The sequence below is a fragment of the Pseudomonas sp. ITEM 17296 genome, from assembly GCF_028895205.1.
In the GTDB taxonomy this organism is placed as follows: domain Bacteria; phylum Pseudomonadota; class Gammaproteobacteria; order Pseudomonadales; family Pseudomonadaceae; genus Aquipseudomonas; species Aquipseudomonas kermanshahensis.
Window position 1 is genome coordinate 1 of sequence record NZ_WJRS01000016.1, and the last position, 16,468, is coordinate 16,468.

Sequence of the window (16,468 nt, forward strand, 5' to 3'; positions counted from 1 at the left end):
GCGCCGCAACATTCCAGCCATACAACGAAAAAGCCCCCGGTTGCTTGCGCATCCGGGGGCTTTTCAGTGTTTGGCTCCGCGACCTGGACTCGAACCAGGGACCCAATGATTAACAGTCATTTGCTCTACCGACTGAGCTATCGCGGAATCTGCGCATATCTTACTGATCACCAAAGGGAAGTCAAGCTTCCCCCTGGTAAATCAGAACCGAATCAAGCAGTTACAGCACTTCGACGATAGCCTTGGTGACCACGTGGATGTTGCTTTGATTCAGTGCGGCAACCGCGATGCGGCCAGTGTCCAGCGCGTAGATGCCGAACTCGTTCTTCAGGCGTGCTACTTGCTCCACGGTCAGGCCGGAGTAGGAGAACATGCCCACTTGGCGGCCAACGAAGCTGAAGTCGCGCTGAGCACCGTAGGTGGCCAGCAGCTCGACCATCTGCTTGCGCATGCCGTGGATGCGCTGGCGCATTTCGCCCAGCTCCGCTTCCCACATCTGACGCAGCTCATCGTTGTTGAGCACGGTGGCGACGATGGTCGCGCCATGGGTCGGCGGGTTGGAGTAGGTGGTGCGGATCACGCGCTTGACCTGGGACAGCACGCGGGTGCTTTCGTCCTTGGAACCGGTCACGATCGACAGGGCGCCGACGCGCTCGCCATACAGCGAGAACGACTTGGAGAACGAGCTGGAAACAAAGAAGTCCAGGCCCGACTCGGCGAACAGGCGCACGGCGAAGGCGTCTTCAGCGATGCCGTCACCAAAGCCCTGGTAGGCCATGTCGAGGAATGGCACATGGCCTTTGGCCTTGACCACTTCCAGGACGTTTTTCCAGTCGTCCAGGGTGAGGTCGACGCCGGTCGGGTTGTGGCAGCAGGCGTGCAGGACGACGATCGAGCCGGACGGCAGGCTGTTCAGGTCTTCGAGCATGCCGGCGCGGTTGACGTCGTTGCTCGGTGCGTCGTAATAGCGGTAGTTCTGTACCGGGAAGCCTGCGGTCTCGAACAGGGCGCGGTGGTTTTCCCAGCTTGGGTCGCTGATGGCAACCACGGCATTGGGCGACAGGCGCTTGAGGAAGTCGGCGCCAATCTTCAGCGCACCGGTGCCGCCAACGGCTTGCACGGTGACGACACGGCCAGCGGCCAGCAGCGGCGACTCGGCGCCGAACAGCAGTTTTTGCACGGCCTGGTCGTAAGTCGCGATACCGTCGATCGGCAAGTAGCCGCGCGAGGCATGCTGGGCAGCACGCTGGGTCTCGGCTTCGATCACGGCGCGCAGCAGCGGAATGCGGCCTTCCTCATTGCAGTAGACGCCCACGCCCAGGTTGACCTTGTCGGTACGTGGATCGGCGTTGAATGCTTCGTTGAGGCCCAGAATAGGGTCGCGGGGTGCCAGCTCGACAGCGGAAAACAGGCTCATTGTTACCTTGGCTCTGATTGGAGAGTGATAGGACGTACACGCTCCAGCCGAATGCACTGAAGCGGTGCACAAACGGGGAGTCAGTATAGTGATACCGACCGGTCACTGCGACACTCTGGCGCAGCTTTTCCGGCCATTTACGCAAATATTTTTTGACCATTGGTCTTATTGCCGTGTCCACAGCAATAAGCGTTCACACCTGGGGCTTGAAACCGGCCCCGAGCGAGCGCATTTGGGTATAGACTACTGGCTAAATTTACAGTTGCTGCGACACCGCGAGGTCCCTCATGTCCGAGTTCCAGCTCGTCACCCGTTTCCAGCCGGCCGGCGATCAGCCCGAAGCCATTCGCCAGATGGTCGAAGGCATCGAGGCGGGGCTTTCGCACCAGACGCTGCTCGGCGTGACCGGCTCGGGCAAAACCTTCAGCATCGCCAACGTCATCCAGCAGGTGCAGCGCCCGACCCTGGTGCTGGCGCCGAACAAGACTCTGGCGGCGCAGCTGTATGGCGAGTTCAAGGCGTTCTTCCCGAACAACGCGGTCGAGTATTTCGTTTCCTACTACGACTACTACCAGCCCGAAGCCTATGTGCCCTCGTCCGATACCTTCATCGAGAAAGATGCGTCGATCAACGACCACATCGAGCAGATGCGCCTGTCGGCGACCAAGGCCTTGCTGGAGCGGCGAGACGCGATCATCGTCACCACCGTGTCGTGCATCTATGGCCTGGGCAGCCCCGAGACCTACCTGAAGATGGTCCTGCACGTGGACCGCGGCGACAAACTCGACCAGCGCGCCTTGCTGCGCCGCCTGGCTGACTTGCAGTACACCCGCAACGAGATGGATTTCGCCCGCGCCACCTTCCGCGTGCGCGGCGACGTGATCGACGTGTTCCCGGCCGAATCCGACCTTGAAGCCATCCGCATCGAGCTGTTCGATGACGAAGTAGAGAACATCGCTGCCTTCGACCCGCTCACGGGCGAGGTCTTCCGCAAGCTGCCGCGCTTCACGTTCTACCCCAAGAGCCACTACGTGACCCCGCGCGAGACGCTGCTCGACGCCGTCGAAGGCATCAAGGAAGAGCTCAAGGACCGGCTCGAATACCTGCATAAGGGCAACAAACTGGTGGAGGCGCAGCGGCTGGAGCAGCGCACCCGTTTCGACCTGGAGATGATCCTGGAGCTGGGTTACTGCAACGGTATCGAAAACTACTCGCGCTATCTGTCCGGGCGCCCCTCCGGCGCGCCGCCACCCACCCTTTACGACTACCTGCCCGCGGATGCGCTGCTGGTGATCGACGAGTCGCACGTCAGCGTCCCCCAGGTTGGCGCCATGTACAAGGGCGACCGCTCGCGCAAGGAAACCTTGGTGGAATACGGCTTCCGCCTGCCTTCGGCGCTGGATAACCGGCCCATGCGCTTCGATGAATGGGAGTCGGTCAGCCCGCAGACCATTTTCGTTTCGGCAACCCCCGGTCCCTACGAGGCCGAACATGCCGGCCGCGTGGTCGAGCAGGTGGTGCGGCCTACCGGCCTGGTCGACCCGCAAGTGGAGATACGCCCGGCGTTGACCCAGGTCGACGACCTGCTGTCGGAGATCCGCAAGCGTGTCGATGCGGGTGAGCGGGTGCTGGCGACCACGCTGACCAAGCGCATGGCCGAGGACCTCAGTGATTACCTGGCCGACCACGACGTGCGGGTGCGTTACCTGCACTCGGACATCGACACGGTCGAACGGGTGGAAATCATCCGCGACCTGCGCTTGGGCACCTTCGATGTGCTGGTCGGCATCAACCTGCTGCGTGAGGGGTTGGACATGCCGGAGGTGTCGCTGGTGGCTATTCTCGATGCCGACAAGGAAGGCTTCCTGCGTTCCGAGCGGTCACTGATCCAGACCATTGGCCGGGCCGCGCGTAACCTCAATGGTCGCGCCATCCTGTACGCCGACCAGATGACCGGCTCCATGCAGCGGGCCATCGACGAGACCGAGCGGCGCCGGGAGAAGCAGATTGCCTTCAACCTGGCCAACGGTATCGTGCCCAAGGGCGTGGTCAAGGACATCACCGACATCATGGAAGGCGCTACCGTACCTGGCTCGCGCAGCAAGAAGCGCAAGGGTATGGCCAAGGCCGCGGAGGAGAGCGCCCGCTACGAAGCCGAGCTGCGCACGCCGGGCGAGATCACCAAGCGTATCAAGCAGCTGGAAGAGAAGATGATGCAGTTCGCCCGGGACCTGGAGTTCGAAGCCGCAGCGCAAATGCGCGACGAGATCACCCAGTTGCGGGAGCGGCTGATCACCAGCTGATCCTTTGCTCCCGGTTAGGCCTCTTCGCGGGGCAAGCCCGCTCCCACAGGTACCTCACTGCCCTTGTGAAAAGTGAGGTATCTGTGCGGGCTTGTCTCAGGATGAACGCAGCTCTCAAAGTCAGTGGGCATTTGTGGGAGCGGGCTTGCCCCGCGAAGAGGCCGGCACAGGCAACAAACAAATCAGCTCAATGAGCCTCCCCAGCCTTCAACCCCTCCGACAGCTTGCGCGTCAACAGCACCGCCACCATGCTCCCACAGGTACCTCACTGCCCTTGTGAAAAGTGAGGTATCTGTGGGAGCGGGCTTGCCCCGCGAAGAGGCCGGCACAGGCAACAAACAAATCAGCTCAATGAGCCTCCCCAGCCTTCAACCCCTCCGGCAGCTTGCGCGTCAACAGCACCGCCACCATGCTCACCGCCAAGCCGATGCCGACAAAGTGGAAGGCATCGTTGTACGCCATGATCTGCGCCTGCTGATGGGTGATCTCACTCAGCTTGCCAAGCGCCGCTGTCTCACTGCCCAGTCGCTCCGCCAGTTGCGCCAAGCGCTCTGCCACCTGTGGGTTGCTGGGCACCACCGATTCGCGCAGGTAGTCGAAGTACACCTTGGTCCGCGCATCCAGCAAGGTGGCCAGCAAGGCAATGCCAATCGCCCCGCCCAGGTTGCGCAGAATGTTGAACAGGCTCGATGCCGACCCGGCATCTTGTTGCTGGATATAGGCCGTGGCAATCAACGAAATGGTCACCATGATCATCGGTTGCCCCAGTGCCCGAATGATCTGGATGTGGTTGAACTGCGGCCCCGCAAAGTCCGGGTTAAGCACCCCCGAGCCAAAGCTGGCGGCCCCGAACAGGCAGAAGCCTAAAGCGCACAGTATTTTCGGCGAGACCACTTTCATCAGCTGGGGCACCAGCGGAATCAGAAACAGCTGCGGTACCCCCATCCACATGATCACCTCGCCGATCTGCAGGGCGTTGTAGCCCTGGATCTGCGCCAGGTACAGCGGCAACAAATAGATTGAGCCATACAGCCCGACCCCCATGCCCAGGCTGGCAATGCTCGACAGCCCAAAGTTGCGGTTGCCGAGGATGCGCAGGTTGATCAAAGGGTGCGGCTTGGAAAACTGCAGGATGACAAAGGTAATCAGGCTGATCAGGGCGACGGTGCCCAGGCTGACGATCAGGTTCGATTCCAGCCAATCCTTGCGATGGCCTTCCTCGAGAAAGACCTGCAGGCAGCCCAGCCCCAGGCCGAGCGTGACGATGCCGGCATAGTCGGTGCTCTTCAGCAGCTCCCAATGCGCCTCTTTTTTCTCCAGCCCGTACAGCAGCCCAGCGATCATCACCAAGCCTGGCGGGATGTTGATGTAGAAAATGTACTCCCAGCCCCAGTTCTCGGTCAGCCACCCACCCAGGGTCGGGCCGATCGAGGGCGCGAAGGTGGCCGTCATGGCGAACATGGCCATGCCCTTGGCGCGGTGGTGCTCGGGTAGCTTGATCAGGGTCAGGGTGAAGGCCAGGGGGATCAGCGCGCCACCGGTAAAGCCCTGCAGGGCACGGAACATGATCATGCTCTCCAGGTTCCAGGCCATGGAGCAGAGCAGGGACGACAGCAAAAAGCCGGCCGAAACCCACACCGCCAGGCGCCGGGCGGACAGCAACTGCACCAGCCAGGCGGTCAGCGGGATCATGATGATTTCCGCCACCAAGTAGGAGGTGGAGATCCACGAGCCCTCTTCCAGGGTCGCGGAAAGCGCGCCCTGGATGTCCTTCAGCGACGAGTTGGTGATCTGGATGTCGAGCACGGCCATGAAGGCGCCGAGCATCACGCTCATCACCGCAATCCAGTCGCGCCGGGTGGGCTCGGCAGTGGGCCGGAGCAACTGATCACCGGCCATTGCGGCCTTCATCCTTGGTGCGGATATCGACAGTGGCGGTGACCGACATGCCGGGGCGGATGCGGCCATGCAGCGGGTTGTCGGCGCTGAAGGTCAGCTTCACCGGGATGCGCTGCACCACCTTGGTGAAGTTACCGGTGGCGTTGTCCGGTGGCAGCAGGCTGAACTGGGCGCCGGAAGCTGCGAACAGGCTGTTGACCCGGGCTTCGATGGGGGTGTCTGGGTAGCTGTCGAACAGCAATTCGGCGCGCTGCCCTGGTTGCATGTGGCCAATCTGGGTTTCCTTGAAGTTGGCCTGCACCCAGATGTCTTCGTCGGGCACGATTGACAGCAGATAGGCGCCAGCCTGTACCACCTGACCGTTGCGTGCGTTGCGTTGGCCGATGGTGCCGCTGATCGGGGCGCGGATCTCGCAGCGGGTCAGGTTCAATTCGGCCTGGGCAAGGTCGGCACGGGCATTGGCGATCTGCGCATCAAGGCGTTTGAGCTCGGCAGTCAGGGCATTGACCTGCTGGCGCTGGCTTTGCAGGTCGGCGCGGGCCTTGTCGACTTGGGAGCTGGCGACGTGGCTTTCTGCCGAAAGGGTAGTCACCCGCTCCTCGGACACGAAGCCAGGCTTACGCAGGGCTTCTGCGCGGTTGAGGTCCAGGCGTGAGCGGTTGAGCGTGGCCTGGTTGGCGGCGACCTGGGCCTGGCCCGCAGCGATCAAGCTGCCTTGTTGCGTCAGGCGGCTTTCAGCTTGCACGTGTTCCGCTTCACGGGTTGCCAGGGCGGCTCGGGCGCGCTCGACGGCGAGTTGGAAATCGGCGGCTTCCAGGCGTACCAGCAGTTCGCCTTTGACCACGTGCTGGTTGTCCTGCACCCGTACATCTTCGATACGGGCGCCAAGTTGGCTGGAAATACGGGTGATTTCGCCCTGAACGTAAGCGTTGTCGGTGCTTTCGTAAAAGCGCCCCTTGAAGTACCAGTGGGCCAGAAAGGCGAGGGCGATGGCCGCAACCGCGACAAAGAAGATCAGCAGGCGGCGTTTGAGTTGAGCAGGCATGAGGACTATGGTTCCAGAAATGTAAACAAATTTAACAGCGACGGACGGCAATTCGACAAGTGTCGTTCGCGCCATTGCTGGAGCCGGGTGCCTGCTCCCTGCTAACATCCCGCCTTTGTTTCATCTTTCGTTCGAGACCTTCCATGACCACCGTACGCACGCGTATCGCGCCATCGCCCACGGGCGACCCCCATGTCGGCACCGCCTACATCGCTCTGTTCAACTACTGCTTTGCCAAGCAGCACGGCGGTGAGTTCATCCTGCGCATCGAAGATACCGACCAGCTGCGCTCCACCCGCGAGTCGGAACAGCAAATCTTCGATGCCTTGCGCTGGCTTGGCATCGAGTGGAACGAAGGCCCGGACGTCGGTGGCCCGCACGGCCCTTACCGGCAGAGCGAGCGTGGCGAGATCTACGCCAAATACGCCAAGCAACTGGTCGATGCCGGCCATGCGTTCTACTGCTTCTGCACCGCTGAAGAGCTGGAGCAGATGCGCGCCGAGCAAATGGCCCGTGGCGAGACCCCGCGTTACGACGGCCGTGCCCTGTTGCTGAGCGCTGAAGAAGTGCAACGCCGCCTGGACGCCGGCGAGCCCCACGTGATCCGCATGAAGGTACCGAGCGAAGGCATCTGCGTGGTGCCGGACATGCTGCGCGGCGACGTCGAAATCCCATGGGACCGCATGGACATGCAGGTGCTGATGAAGAACGACGGCCTGCCGACCTACTTCCTGGCCAACGTGGTCGACGACCACCTGATGGGCATCACTCACGTCCTGCGGGGTGAAGAGTGGCTGCCGTCGGCGCCCAAGCTGATCAAGCTTTACGAGTATTTCGGCTGGGAGCAGCCCAAGCTGTGCTACATGCCGCTGCTGCGTAACCCGGACAAGTCCAAGCTGTCCAAGCGCAAGAACCCGACCTCGGTCACATTCTACGAGCGCATGGGCTTCATGCCCGAGGCGATGCTCAACTACCTCGGCCGCATGGGCTGGTCGATGCCGGACGAGCGCGAGAAGTTCTCCCTGGCCGAAATGGTCGAGCACTTCGACCTGTCGCGCATCTCCCTGGGCGGGCCGATTTTCGACATCGAAAAACTGTCCTGGCTCAACGGCCAGTGGCTGCGCGAGCTGCCGGTCGAACAGTTCGCCGCGCGCTTGCAGAAATGGGCGTTCAACAGCGACTACATGATGAAGATCGCCCCGCATGTTCAAGGCCGGGTCGAGACCTTCAGCCAGGTTGCACCGCTGGGTGGCTTCTTCTTCGAGGGCGCGCTGAAGCTCGATGCCAAGCTGTTCGAGAGCAAGAAGCTGTCGGCTGATCAGGTGCGCCAGGTCATCCAGTTGATCCTGTGGAAGCTCGAAAGCCTGCGCCAGTGGGAAAAAGACCGCATCACCGGTTGCATCCAGGCCGTGGTCGAATCGCTGGAGCTGAAGCTGCGTGACGCCATGCCGCTGATGTTCGCCGCCATTACTGGCCAGGCCAGCTCGGTGTCGGTGCTCGATGCCATGGAAATCCTCGGCCCGGACCTGACCCGTTACCGCTTGCGCCAGGCTCTGGACTTGCTGGGTGGTGTGTCGAAAAAAGAAAACAAAGAGTGGGAAAAACTGCTGGCGAACATCGCCTGACACAGCAGCCCGTAGTGATGTAGGCGCAGCCTTGTGCTGCGAAGACGTCGGTACAGACGCCAGCAATGTAGCTAGTGTGTACCGGCCTCTTCGCAGCACAAGGCTGCTCCTGCAAGGGGCAGGGCGGTAAGTGATTGTTATCTGTGAAAAAACTTTTGAATATTTTCAAAAATTCGTTTGACAGCCGTGCAATCCGATCTTAATATGCGCCCCGTCCACAGCGATGAGCTAAACGAAACGCCAGGCACCCAGCCAGCGATTCTGCTCAGAGCGACATAGTGGGGCTATAGCTCAGCTGGGAGAGCGCCTGCATGGCATGCAGGAGGTCAGCGGTTCGATCCCGCTTAGCTCCACCAAATTCCGCTTAGCAGCCACGGCTGATAAGCAAGACCGGGTCCAGCAGCCGGGTCTTGAAGGTGAGAAGGTTCGTCCCCTTCGTCTAGTGGCCTAGGACACCGCCCTTTCACGGCGGTAACAGGGGTTCGAGTCCCCTAGGGGACGCCAGTTTTACACAAGCGATGTTTCACGATGTCGCTGGGCCGCGAGGCTAAAAATCTGGGGCTATAGCTCAGCTGGGAGAGCGCCTGCATGGCATGCAGGAGGTCAGCGGTTCGATCCCGCTTAGCTCCACCAATTTGCCGCGGTACGTGAAAACGGACCGGCACGAAGGTTACGTCCCCTTCGTCTAGTGGCCTAGGACACCGCCCTTTCACGGCGGTAACAGGGGTTCGAGTCCCCTAGGGGACGCCACTTTTACCCGCGTTTTGCGGGGCTTAAAGAGGCTCATTCGTCTATTGGATGAGCCTTTTGTTTTCGGGGCTATAGCTCAGCTGGGAGAGCGCCTGCATGGCATGCAGGAGGTCAGCGGTTCGATCCCGCTTAGCTCCACCAATTTTGCCGCGGTTTGTGAAAACGAACCGGCACGAAGGTTACGTCCCCTTCGTCTAGTGGCCTAGGACACCGCCCTTTCACGGCGGTAACAGGGGTTCGAGTCCCCTAGGGGACGCCATGTTTACCCGCGTTTTGCGGGACTTTAAAGGCTCATTCGCTTATTGAATGGGCCTTTTGTTTTTCTCCCTTTCCCATTTTTTCGGGCACCGACAGGTGATCGCTAATTTCGCTTGCCAAAAAATATGATGCTTATAATATTACAAGCATCATATTCGAGGTGGCCATGAACGACAAAAAGAGCAAAACCCGCGAGCGGATTCTCGAAGCTGCGCGCAGCGCCTTGATCCAGCACGGGCCGGCTGAACCAAGCGTCAGCCAGGTCATGGGGGCTGCAGGCCTGACGGTAGGGGGGTTCTATGCCCATTTCGAGAGCAAGGACGAACTCATGCTGGAGGCTTTTCGCCAGTTATTGGGCGAACGGCGGGACTTGCTGGCGCACGTCGACCCCAGCCTGGATGGCGAGGCGCGCCGGGCGTTGGTGACGGCGTTCTACCTTTCGCGCAAGCACCGCGACGCGCAAGTGCATGCCTGCCCGCTGCCCAACGCCCTGGGCGAAATGCAGCGCCTGCCAGAGGTGTTCCGCGAGGTGCTGGCCGAGCACATCGAGCTGATGACCGCGAAAATGGTCGACCGCCCCGAAGATATCGACAAAGCACTGGCCGACCTGGCGCTGATGGTCGGTGGCCTGGCCCTGGCGCGCGCCTTGGGCACTGGCGAGCTTTCTGACCGTGTATTGCGTGCCGCCAAGTCGGCGGTGATCTGAATAACCACAATGCTGGAGCAAGGCGATGACTACCCTGAGCTGGATTCGTGGCGTCAATGGCACCCTCGGCCACCTGGCCCCTGAGCATGTGGCCGGCAAGATGCGCCGCGCATTCATGACCCCACGTACATTGCCCCCAAAAGCGTGGGAGTTGCCGTTGCTGGCCAAGGCCGAACGCATCACCCTGCGCTTCGGGCTGTCGGCGTTGCGTTGGGGCAAGGGGCCGACAGTATTGCTGATGCACGGTTGGGAAGGGCGCCCCACCCAGTTTGCCGCGTTGATCGAGGCCCTGGTCCAGGCCGGGCATACAGTGGTGTCGTTGGAGGGGCCGGCACATGGTCGCTCTCCAGGCCATCAAGCTCACGTGGTGTTGTTCGCTCGCGCACTGCTGGAAGCGGCTGCCGAGCTGCCGCCGTTGCGCGCGGTGATAGGCCACTCCATGGGTGGGGCCAGTGTGTTGCTGGCGTTGCAGATGGGGCTGCGCGCGGAGGCGGCAGTGAGCATCGCTGCACCCGCCCGGTTGCTCGGCGTGTTGCGCGGCTTCGCGCATCGCCTGGGGTTGCCGGCGCGCGCACGGGCCGCATTCATACGCCAGGTGGAGCGGGATGTGGGGATGCAGATCACGCGCCTGGATGTCAGTGGTTACCAGCTGGAACTGCCAGGCTTGGTTGTGCATGCGGCTGACGATGGCCTGGTGGCTGCCGATGAGGCCCATATCATTCACAAGGCCTGGTTCGACAGCCGCTTGCTGCTGCTGGAGGAGGGCGGGCACCAGCGGGTGCTGGCCGACCCGCGCCTGGGCGAGGCGGTGCTCGAATTGCTTGCACGGGCCAGCGCGCCGGCCCGGCAAACGGCCTGAGCATCCGTTACACTGGCTTTCAGTTGTGTTTTTGTTATTAGGAGCGTGCATGAGCTGGGACTTGGCAACACCCTTCATCATCGACCTGCGTGTCGGTAGCGAGGACATCGACGGCCTCGGCCACGCCAACAATGCCACCTATGTCACGTGGCTCGAACGCTGCGCCTGGCGCCACTCTCAGCGCCTTGGCCTGGACCTCGCCGAGTACCGCCGCCTGGACAGGGCCATGGCGGTGGTGCGCCACGAAATCGACTACCTGGCGGCCGGCTACGAAGACGACGAACTGCAACTGGCGACCTGGATCATCGACTGGGATCAACGCCTGCGCATGACCCGCCGCTTCCAGCTCAAGCGCCCGCGTGATGGCGTGACCCTGTTGCGGGCGCAGACCACCTTCGCCTGTATCGAATTGTCCAGCGGCAAGCCCAAGCGCATGCCTGCAGCGTTCATCGAGGGGTACGGCCAAGCGCTGATCGGTGCCTGAAGGGCTGTGGTTTTTTGTTAGACTGCCGCCTTTTCCCGCCGAGACCCACACATGCAAATTGCCCTGGCCCCCATGGAGGGGCTGGTCGACAACATCCTGCGCGACGTCCTGACCCGAGTGGGTGGCATCGATTGGTGCGTCACCGAGTTCATCCGCGTGTGCGACCGCCTGCTGCCGCCATCCTCGTTCGACAAGCTGGCGCCTGAATTGCGCCAAGGCGCGCGGACCGCGGCCGGGGTGCCGATGCGTGTGCAACTGCTGGGCTCCGACCCGGTCTGCCTGGCCGAGAACGCAGCGCTGGCCTGTGAGCTGGGCGCACCGGTAATCGACCTGAACTTCGGTTGCCCAGCCAAGACCGTGAACAAGTCGCGCGGCGGCGCGGTGCTGCTCAAGGAGCCAGAACTGCTGCACGCCATCGTCCGCGAAGTGCGCCGTGCGGTGCCGGCGCATATCCCGGTGACGGCGAAGATGCGCCTGGGCTTCGACAGCCCCGATGGCGCGCTGGACTGCGCCACGGCCCTGGCCGAAGGCGGTTCGGCGCATCTGGTGGTGCATGCCCGCACCAAGGTCGAGGGCTACAAGCCGCCCGCTCACTGGGAGTGGGTGGCGCGGGTGCAGGATGTGGTCAAGGTGCCGGTGTTCGCCAATGGCGAAATCTGGACCGTGGACGACTGGCGCCGCTGCCGTGAGGTCAGTGGTGCCGAACACATCATGTTGGGGCGTGGGCTGGTGTCGCGGCCCGACCTGGGCGTACAAATTGCCGCTGCCCGCGAGGGGCGCGACTACCAGCCGATGAGCTGGGACGACCTGCTGCCGCTGCTGCGCGAGTTCTGGCGCCAGGCCCAGGCCAAGCTGTCGCCGCGCTATGCGCCGGGGCGGATGAAGCAATGGCTGGCGATGCTGACCCGCAGCTACCCGGAGGCGGTCGTGCTGTTTGCCGAATTGCGTCGCGAAGATGATTGCGCGCGGATCAGCCGGTTGTTGGGGGTTGAGGTGCAGGCATTCGAGGCGTGTGTTGCCTGATCACGGGGAATTACCCGATTCACGGTAGGAGCAGCCTTGTGCTGCGAAGAGGCCAGCGACCCCAGTGACTTCTCGCTGCGAGCACTGGCCCCTTCGCAGCTCAAGGCTGCTCCTACACCGGTTGTGTTGGAACGCAAACCCGCTCAAAAAATTTTCGTGGTCCCTCTTGAAAGCCATTTCACCGACCTTATCTTTTGAGTACGCGATGCCGAACTCGGGTCGCGCAGTGACTTACTTGCTGAATCTCAGGAGTTTATGACCATGACTACCGCTTTCTCTCTCGCTCCACTGTTCCGCCATTCCGTTGGTTTCGACCGTTTCAACGACCTGTTCGAATCCGCGGCACGTAACGAGGCCGGTAGCAGCTACCCGCCCTACAACGTGGAAAAACATGGCGAAGACCACTACCGCATCGTGGTTGCCGCAGCCGGTTTCCAGGAGCAGGACCTCGACCTGCAAGTCGAAAAAGGTGTCCTGACCGTCTCCGGTGGCAAGCGCGAAAACGGCGCCGCTGAAGTGACCTACCTGCATCAGGGCATCGCCCAGCGCGCCTTCAAGCTGTCGTTCCGCCTGGCCGACCACATTGAGGTCAAGGCTGCGGGCCTGGCCAATGGCTTGCTCAGCATCGATCTGCTGCGCATCGTGCCTGAAGAAGCCAAGGCCAAACGCATCCCGATCAATGGCGACAAGCCAGCGCTGAACTGAGTGTAAGGCTGTGACAAAAAGGGCACCTTCGGGTGCCCTTTTTTGCGTGCGGTGTCAGTCAGTAATCCGCAGGCGCTTCCAGCAGCATCTGCCGGAATTCCTGCAACGGCAGCGGCCGGCTGTGCAGGTACCCTTGATACAAATGGCAGCCCAGTTTCTCCAGAAACTCCAGTTGCTCGGTCAGCTCCACCCCTTCGGCAATTACCGCCAGGTCCAGGCTGTGGGCCATGGCGACGATGGCGCGGACGATCTCGGCGTCGTTAGGGTCTATCGGTGCGTCGCGCACGAACGTCTGGTCGATCTTCAGTGCATCCACCGGCAAGCGCTTGAGGTAGGTCAGTGACGAATAGCCCGTGCCGAAGTCGTCCATGGCAAAACTTACCCCGTAACGCTTCAGCTCGCGCATCTTGCTGATGGTGTCTTCCAGGTTCTGGATGACGATGCCTTCGGTGATTTCAAGCTTCAGCATCCGCCGTGGCAAGCGGTAGTCGTCCAGGCTGCGCAGCACCCGCCCGACGAAATCGTTTTGGCGGAACTGCCGCGGGCTGATGTTTACGCACAGGCTGAAATCATCGGCGTCGATCAACCCGTCCATGAGCATGCGCGCGCAGGCGTCGCAGGCTTCGTCGAGGATCCAGCTGCCTACTTCCAGAATCAGGCCGCTTTCTTCCAATACTTGAATGAACTGTGCCGGTGGCTGCTGGCCGAGCTGCGGGTGGTGCCAGCGCAGCAGCACTTCGGCACCGACGATACGGTTGTCGCGGGCATCCACCTGGGGCTGGAAGTGCAAGGCCAGCTCACCCCGTGCGAGCGCCAGGCGCAGGTCGTTTTCCATGCGCAGGCGCTCGCTGGCAGCCTTTTGCATGGTGGTGTGGAACAACTGGGTGGTATTGCGCCCGGAATCTTTGGCCCGGTACAGGGCGATATCGGCACGCTTGAGCAGGTCGGCGGGGGTGGTGCCGTGGTCGGGGATCAACGCCACGCCGATGCTGGGGGTTACCTGCAGGCGCTGGCCATCCAGCGACATCGGTTCGGCCAGCAGTTCGCGCAGGGTATCGGCCAGCTCGCGCACTTTGCTTTCGACCTGTTCGCGGCTGCCTTCCAGGCCACTGAGCAGCACCACGAATTCATCGCCCCCCAGCCGCGCCACGGTGTCTTCCAGGCGTACGCTGGCCTCCAGGCGCGCGGTGATGATCTTCAGTACCGTATCCCCTACCGGGTGGCCCAAGGAATCGTTGATGTGCTTGAAGTGGTCGAGGTCAAGGAAAAGCAGCGCGCCACGCAGGTTGTGGCGCTTGAGCAGCGCGATCTGCTGGCTCAGGCGGTCCATTAGCAGGGCGCGGTTGGGCAGGTTGGTCAGCGGGTCGTGGTACGCCAGGTGGCGGATCTGCGCCTGGGCATTTTTCAGTTGGCTGACATCGCGGGCGGTCAGCAGCAGGCAGTCGGTCTCGTTGAGGGTGATCGGTTCCACCGACACTTCGACGGTGAGGATATCGCCGCGCTTATTGCGCCCGAGCATCTCCCGATGGTGCACCCGGCCACGCTCTTTGAGCTCGGCGAGCAGCGCGCTGCGCTGCTTGTCATCGGCCCAGATGCCCAGTTCATACACGCTGCGCCCGACCACTTCGGCCGCGCTGTAGTCGGTGAGCCGGCAGAAACCGTCGTTGATTTCCAGGTAGCGGCCGCTGTATCGCTCGGTGATGGTGATGGCATCAGGGCTTGAGTGGAAGGCCTTGGCGAACTTCTCTTCGCTGGATTTCAGCGCCGCCTCGGCCCGTTGCTGCTGGGTAATGTCGCGCAGGGTGGTGACGCTGCAGGGTTGGTCATCGACGCTGATCAGGCAGCTGGATATCACGCAGGTCAAGGGCGCGCCGTTGCGGTGGTTGACCACCACCGCCACGTTGCTCAAGGCCTGTTCGCGGATCACCCGCTCGATGCGCTGCGCACGTTCGATGGACTCAGCCCACAGGCCGATTTCCTCGGCGGTGCGGCCGATCACTTGGTCGGCGCTCCAGCCGAACGTCTGGGTAAAGGCTGGGTTGATCTCGATGAACTGGCCGGTGTCCTGGCGGGTCACGCAGATGGGGTCAGGGCTGACCTGGAACAGGCTGGCGAATTTTTCTTCCGAGGCGCTGAGGCGTTGCTCGCGCTCGACCTGGTCGGTGATGTCCAGCAGGGTGCCGGCCATGCGCAAGGGGTTGCCCTGGTCGTCCCGGTACAGCCGTGCGCGGCTTTCGATATAGCGTGACGCGCCGTTCTCCAGCTGCACGCGGTAAGTGATCTGGTAATTGCCCGCAGGCCCTTCGCGCAGGCTGCGGTAGGCCTGGCGCATGACATTGCGCTCTTCCTCCGGTACGCCCTCGAAAAAGGCATCGAACGATTCGTGGAAGGGGATCGGGTCCAGCCCGTGCAGCTGCGCGGCACGGGCCGAGCCGTAGAGCATGCCGCTGGGGATGTGCCAGTCCCAGGTGCCCAGCTGGGCTGAGTCCAGGGCCAGGTCGAGGCGTTCCTGGCTGTCCTTGAGGGCCTGTTCGGCACGCTTGCGCTCAGTAGTGTCGACGAAGGTGCTGAGCAAAAACGTCACCCCCTCCAGTTCGATGGCCTGGGTGCAGAGGATGCCGTCGTGCACCTTGTCGTTGCTGGCCCGGAACTGCACTTCCATGATCAGTGGGCCACCGCTGGCGCGGGTAGCGTCCAGCAGTTGCGGGCGCTGCTCGGGGTGCACCCACAGGCCCAGCTCCAGGCTGGTCTTGCCGATCACTTGGTTGCCTGGCCAGCCGAACATGTCTTCGAAATGCTGGTTGACCTCGAAGATCATGCCGTCGTGGCGGCGGGTCAGGAGGATGGCATTGGGGCTCAGGTGGAACAGCGTGGCAAAGCGTTTTTCCGAGTTGATCAGCGCCGTTTCGCGCTCGCGCTGGCGGGTTATCTCACGGATGACCCCGATCATCTGCGGTCGGCCGTGGCGGTCGTGGGTCAGGCTGCCGTTGATCTCCAGCCAGTGCAGGCTGCCATCCGGCCAGCGGATGCGGTGGCGCATGGCTTGCTCCACGGGTTCGCCGTTGACCACTGCCTGGAACAGCTGGCGGGTGCGTGCGCGGTCTTCTTCGGGCAGCAGGTCGAGGTAGTCGATGTCGTTGGGCAGCGGGCGTAGCGGGTCGAAACCGAACAGCGCCTGGGTACCGCGTGACCAGCTGACCCGGCCGGTTTCGATGTCCCACAGCCAGGCCCCCAGGCGGGCGCCGTTGAGCGCGGCGAGCAGTTGCGGGGCGTTTTGCCAGGCCTGTTCGGATTCCTGTGGGTCGGCCGCAGGAATGCGCGGCAGGCGCGGAAAGCGGTTTGCTGATTTGGGCATTGGTACCAGACCTTTGGCGTTTGACGCGTCCTTGAGTTG

The 16,468-nt window shown here is 62.2% G+C and carries 11 protein-coding genes and 7 tRNA genes; 13 read left to right on the forward strand and 5 right to left on the reverse strand.

From position 1 onward, the window contains the following. Positions 1–71 precede the first annotated feature (71 nt). Positions 72–147: transfer RNA gene (locus GIB19_RS17675), tRNA-Asn, on the reverse strand. Positions 148–220: 73 nt separating this feature from the next. After that, the gene (locus GIB19_RS17680) at positions 221–1,417 is read right to left on the reverse strand and encodes an amino acid aminotransferase (RefSeq protein ID WP_027596092.1); all 1,197 of its coding nucleotides are present in this window, start codon (positions 1,415–1,417) and stop codon (positions 221–223) included. A gap of 287 nt (positions 1,418–1,704) precedes the next feature. Between GIB19_RS17680 and uvrB the strand changes: the two genes are divergently transcribed. Further along, on the forward strand, positions 1,705–3,720 hold the full coding sequence (gene uvrB, locus GIB19_RS17685) for an excinuclease ABC subunit UvrB (RefSeq protein ID WP_027596093.1): 2,016 nt from the start codon (positions 1,705–1,707) through the stop codon (positions 3,718–3,720). Between the two features lie 348 nt (positions 3,721–4,068). Here the strand turns inward: uvrB and GIB19_RS17690 are convergent, their stop codons facing one another. Together GIB19_RS17690 and GIB19_RS17695 are read right to left on the reverse strand one after the other, a co-directional pair. Continuing rightward, positions 4,069–5,559 carry an MDR family MFS transporter gene (locus tag GIB19_RS17690; RefSeq protein ID WP_177323905.1) on the reverse strand — a complete coding sequence of 497 codons (1,491 nt, stop codon included), beginning with the start codon at positions 5,557–5,559 and terminating at the stop codon, positions 4,069–4,071. Between the two features lie 49 nt (positions 5,560–5,608). Continuing rightward, positions 5,609–6,664: an HlyD family secretion protein gene (locus GIB19_RS17695; RefSeq protein WP_274887373.1), complete on the reverse strand. Its 1,056-nt coding sequence runs from the start codon at positions 6,662–6,664 to the stop codon at positions 5,609–5,611. Positions 6,665–6,807: 143 nt separating this feature from the next. On the opposite strand from GIB19_RS17695, the gene gltX reads away from it, so the two are divergent. The 12 genes from gltX to GIB19_RS17755 all read left to right on the forward strand — a co-directional run bounded on the left by gltX (position 6,808) and on the right by GIB19_RS17755 (position 13,074). Next, complete coding sequence (gene gltX / locus GIB19_RS17700) at positions 6,808–8,289, forward strand: glutamate--tRNA ligase (protein ID WP_027596096.1); 1,482 nt, start codon at positions 6,808–6,810, stop codon at positions 8,287–8,289. Positions 8,290–8,569: 280 nt separating this feature from the next. Next, a tRNA-Ala gene (locus GIB19_RS17705) sits at positions 8,570–8,645 on the forward strand. Between the two features lie 72 nt (positions 8,646–8,717). Beyond that, positions 8,718–8,793 (forward strand) — tRNA-Glu (locus GIB19_RS17710). A 53-nt stretch (positions 8,794–8,846) separates the two neighbouring features. Next, positions 8,847–8,922 (forward strand) — tRNA-Ala (locus tag GIB19_RS17715). A gap of 41 nt (positions 8,923–8,963) precedes the next feature. Next, a tRNA-Glu gene (locus GIB19_RS17720) sits at positions 8,964–9,039 on the forward strand. Between the two features lie 65 nt (positions 9,040–9,104). Then, positions 9,105–9,180 (forward strand) — tRNA-Ala (locus tag GIB19_RS17725). A 42-nt stretch (positions 9,181–9,222) separates the two neighbouring features. Then, positions 9,223–9,298: transfer RNA gene (locus GIB19_RS17730), tRNA-Glu, on the forward strand. A gap of 165 nt (positions 9,299–9,463) precedes the next feature. Then, positions 9,464–10,003, forward strand: a complete 540-nt coding sequence (locus GIB19_RS17735) for a TetR/AcrR family transcriptional regulator (protein WP_085273683.1) — start codon at positions 9,464–9,466, stop codon at positions 10,001–10,003. A 25-nt stretch (positions 10,004–10,028) separates the two neighbouring features. Further along, positions 10,029–10,862, forward strand: coding sequence for an alpha/beta hydrolase (locus tag GIB19_RS17740; protein ID WP_274887375.1), 834 nt, complete (start codon positions 10,029–10,031; stop codon positions 10,860–10,862). Positions 10,863–10,911: 49 nt separating this feature from the next. After that, a complete protein-coding gene (locus tag GIB19_RS17745) occupies positions 10,912–11,346 on the forward strand; it encodes an acyl-CoA thioesterase (protein ID WP_027596737.1) in 435 nt (144 codons plus the stop codon). Positions 11,347–11,397: 51 nt separating this feature from the next. Continuing rightward, entirely contained in the window at positions 11,398–12,369 is a 972-nt protein-coding gene (locus GIB19_RS17750) for a tRNA dihydrouridine synthase (RefSeq protein WP_274887376.1), read from the forward strand. A 261-nt stretch (positions 12,370–12,630) separates the two neighbouring features. Beyond that, a complete protein-coding gene (locus GIB19_RS17755) occupies positions 12,631–13,074 on the forward strand; it encodes an Hsp20 family protein (RefSeq protein ID WP_099430098.1) in 444 nt (147 codons plus the stop codon). 58 nt (positions 13,075–13,132) lie between these two features. Here the strand turns inward: GIB19_RS17755 and GIB19_RS17760 are convergent, their stop codons facing one another. Further along, a complete protein-coding gene (locus tag GIB19_RS17760; RefSeq protein ID WP_274887377.1) occupies positions 13,133–16,429 on the reverse strand; it encodes a bifunctional diguanylate cyclase/phosphodiesterase in 3,297 nt (1,098 codons plus the stop codon). Positions 16,430–16,468: the final 39 nt, after the last annotated feature.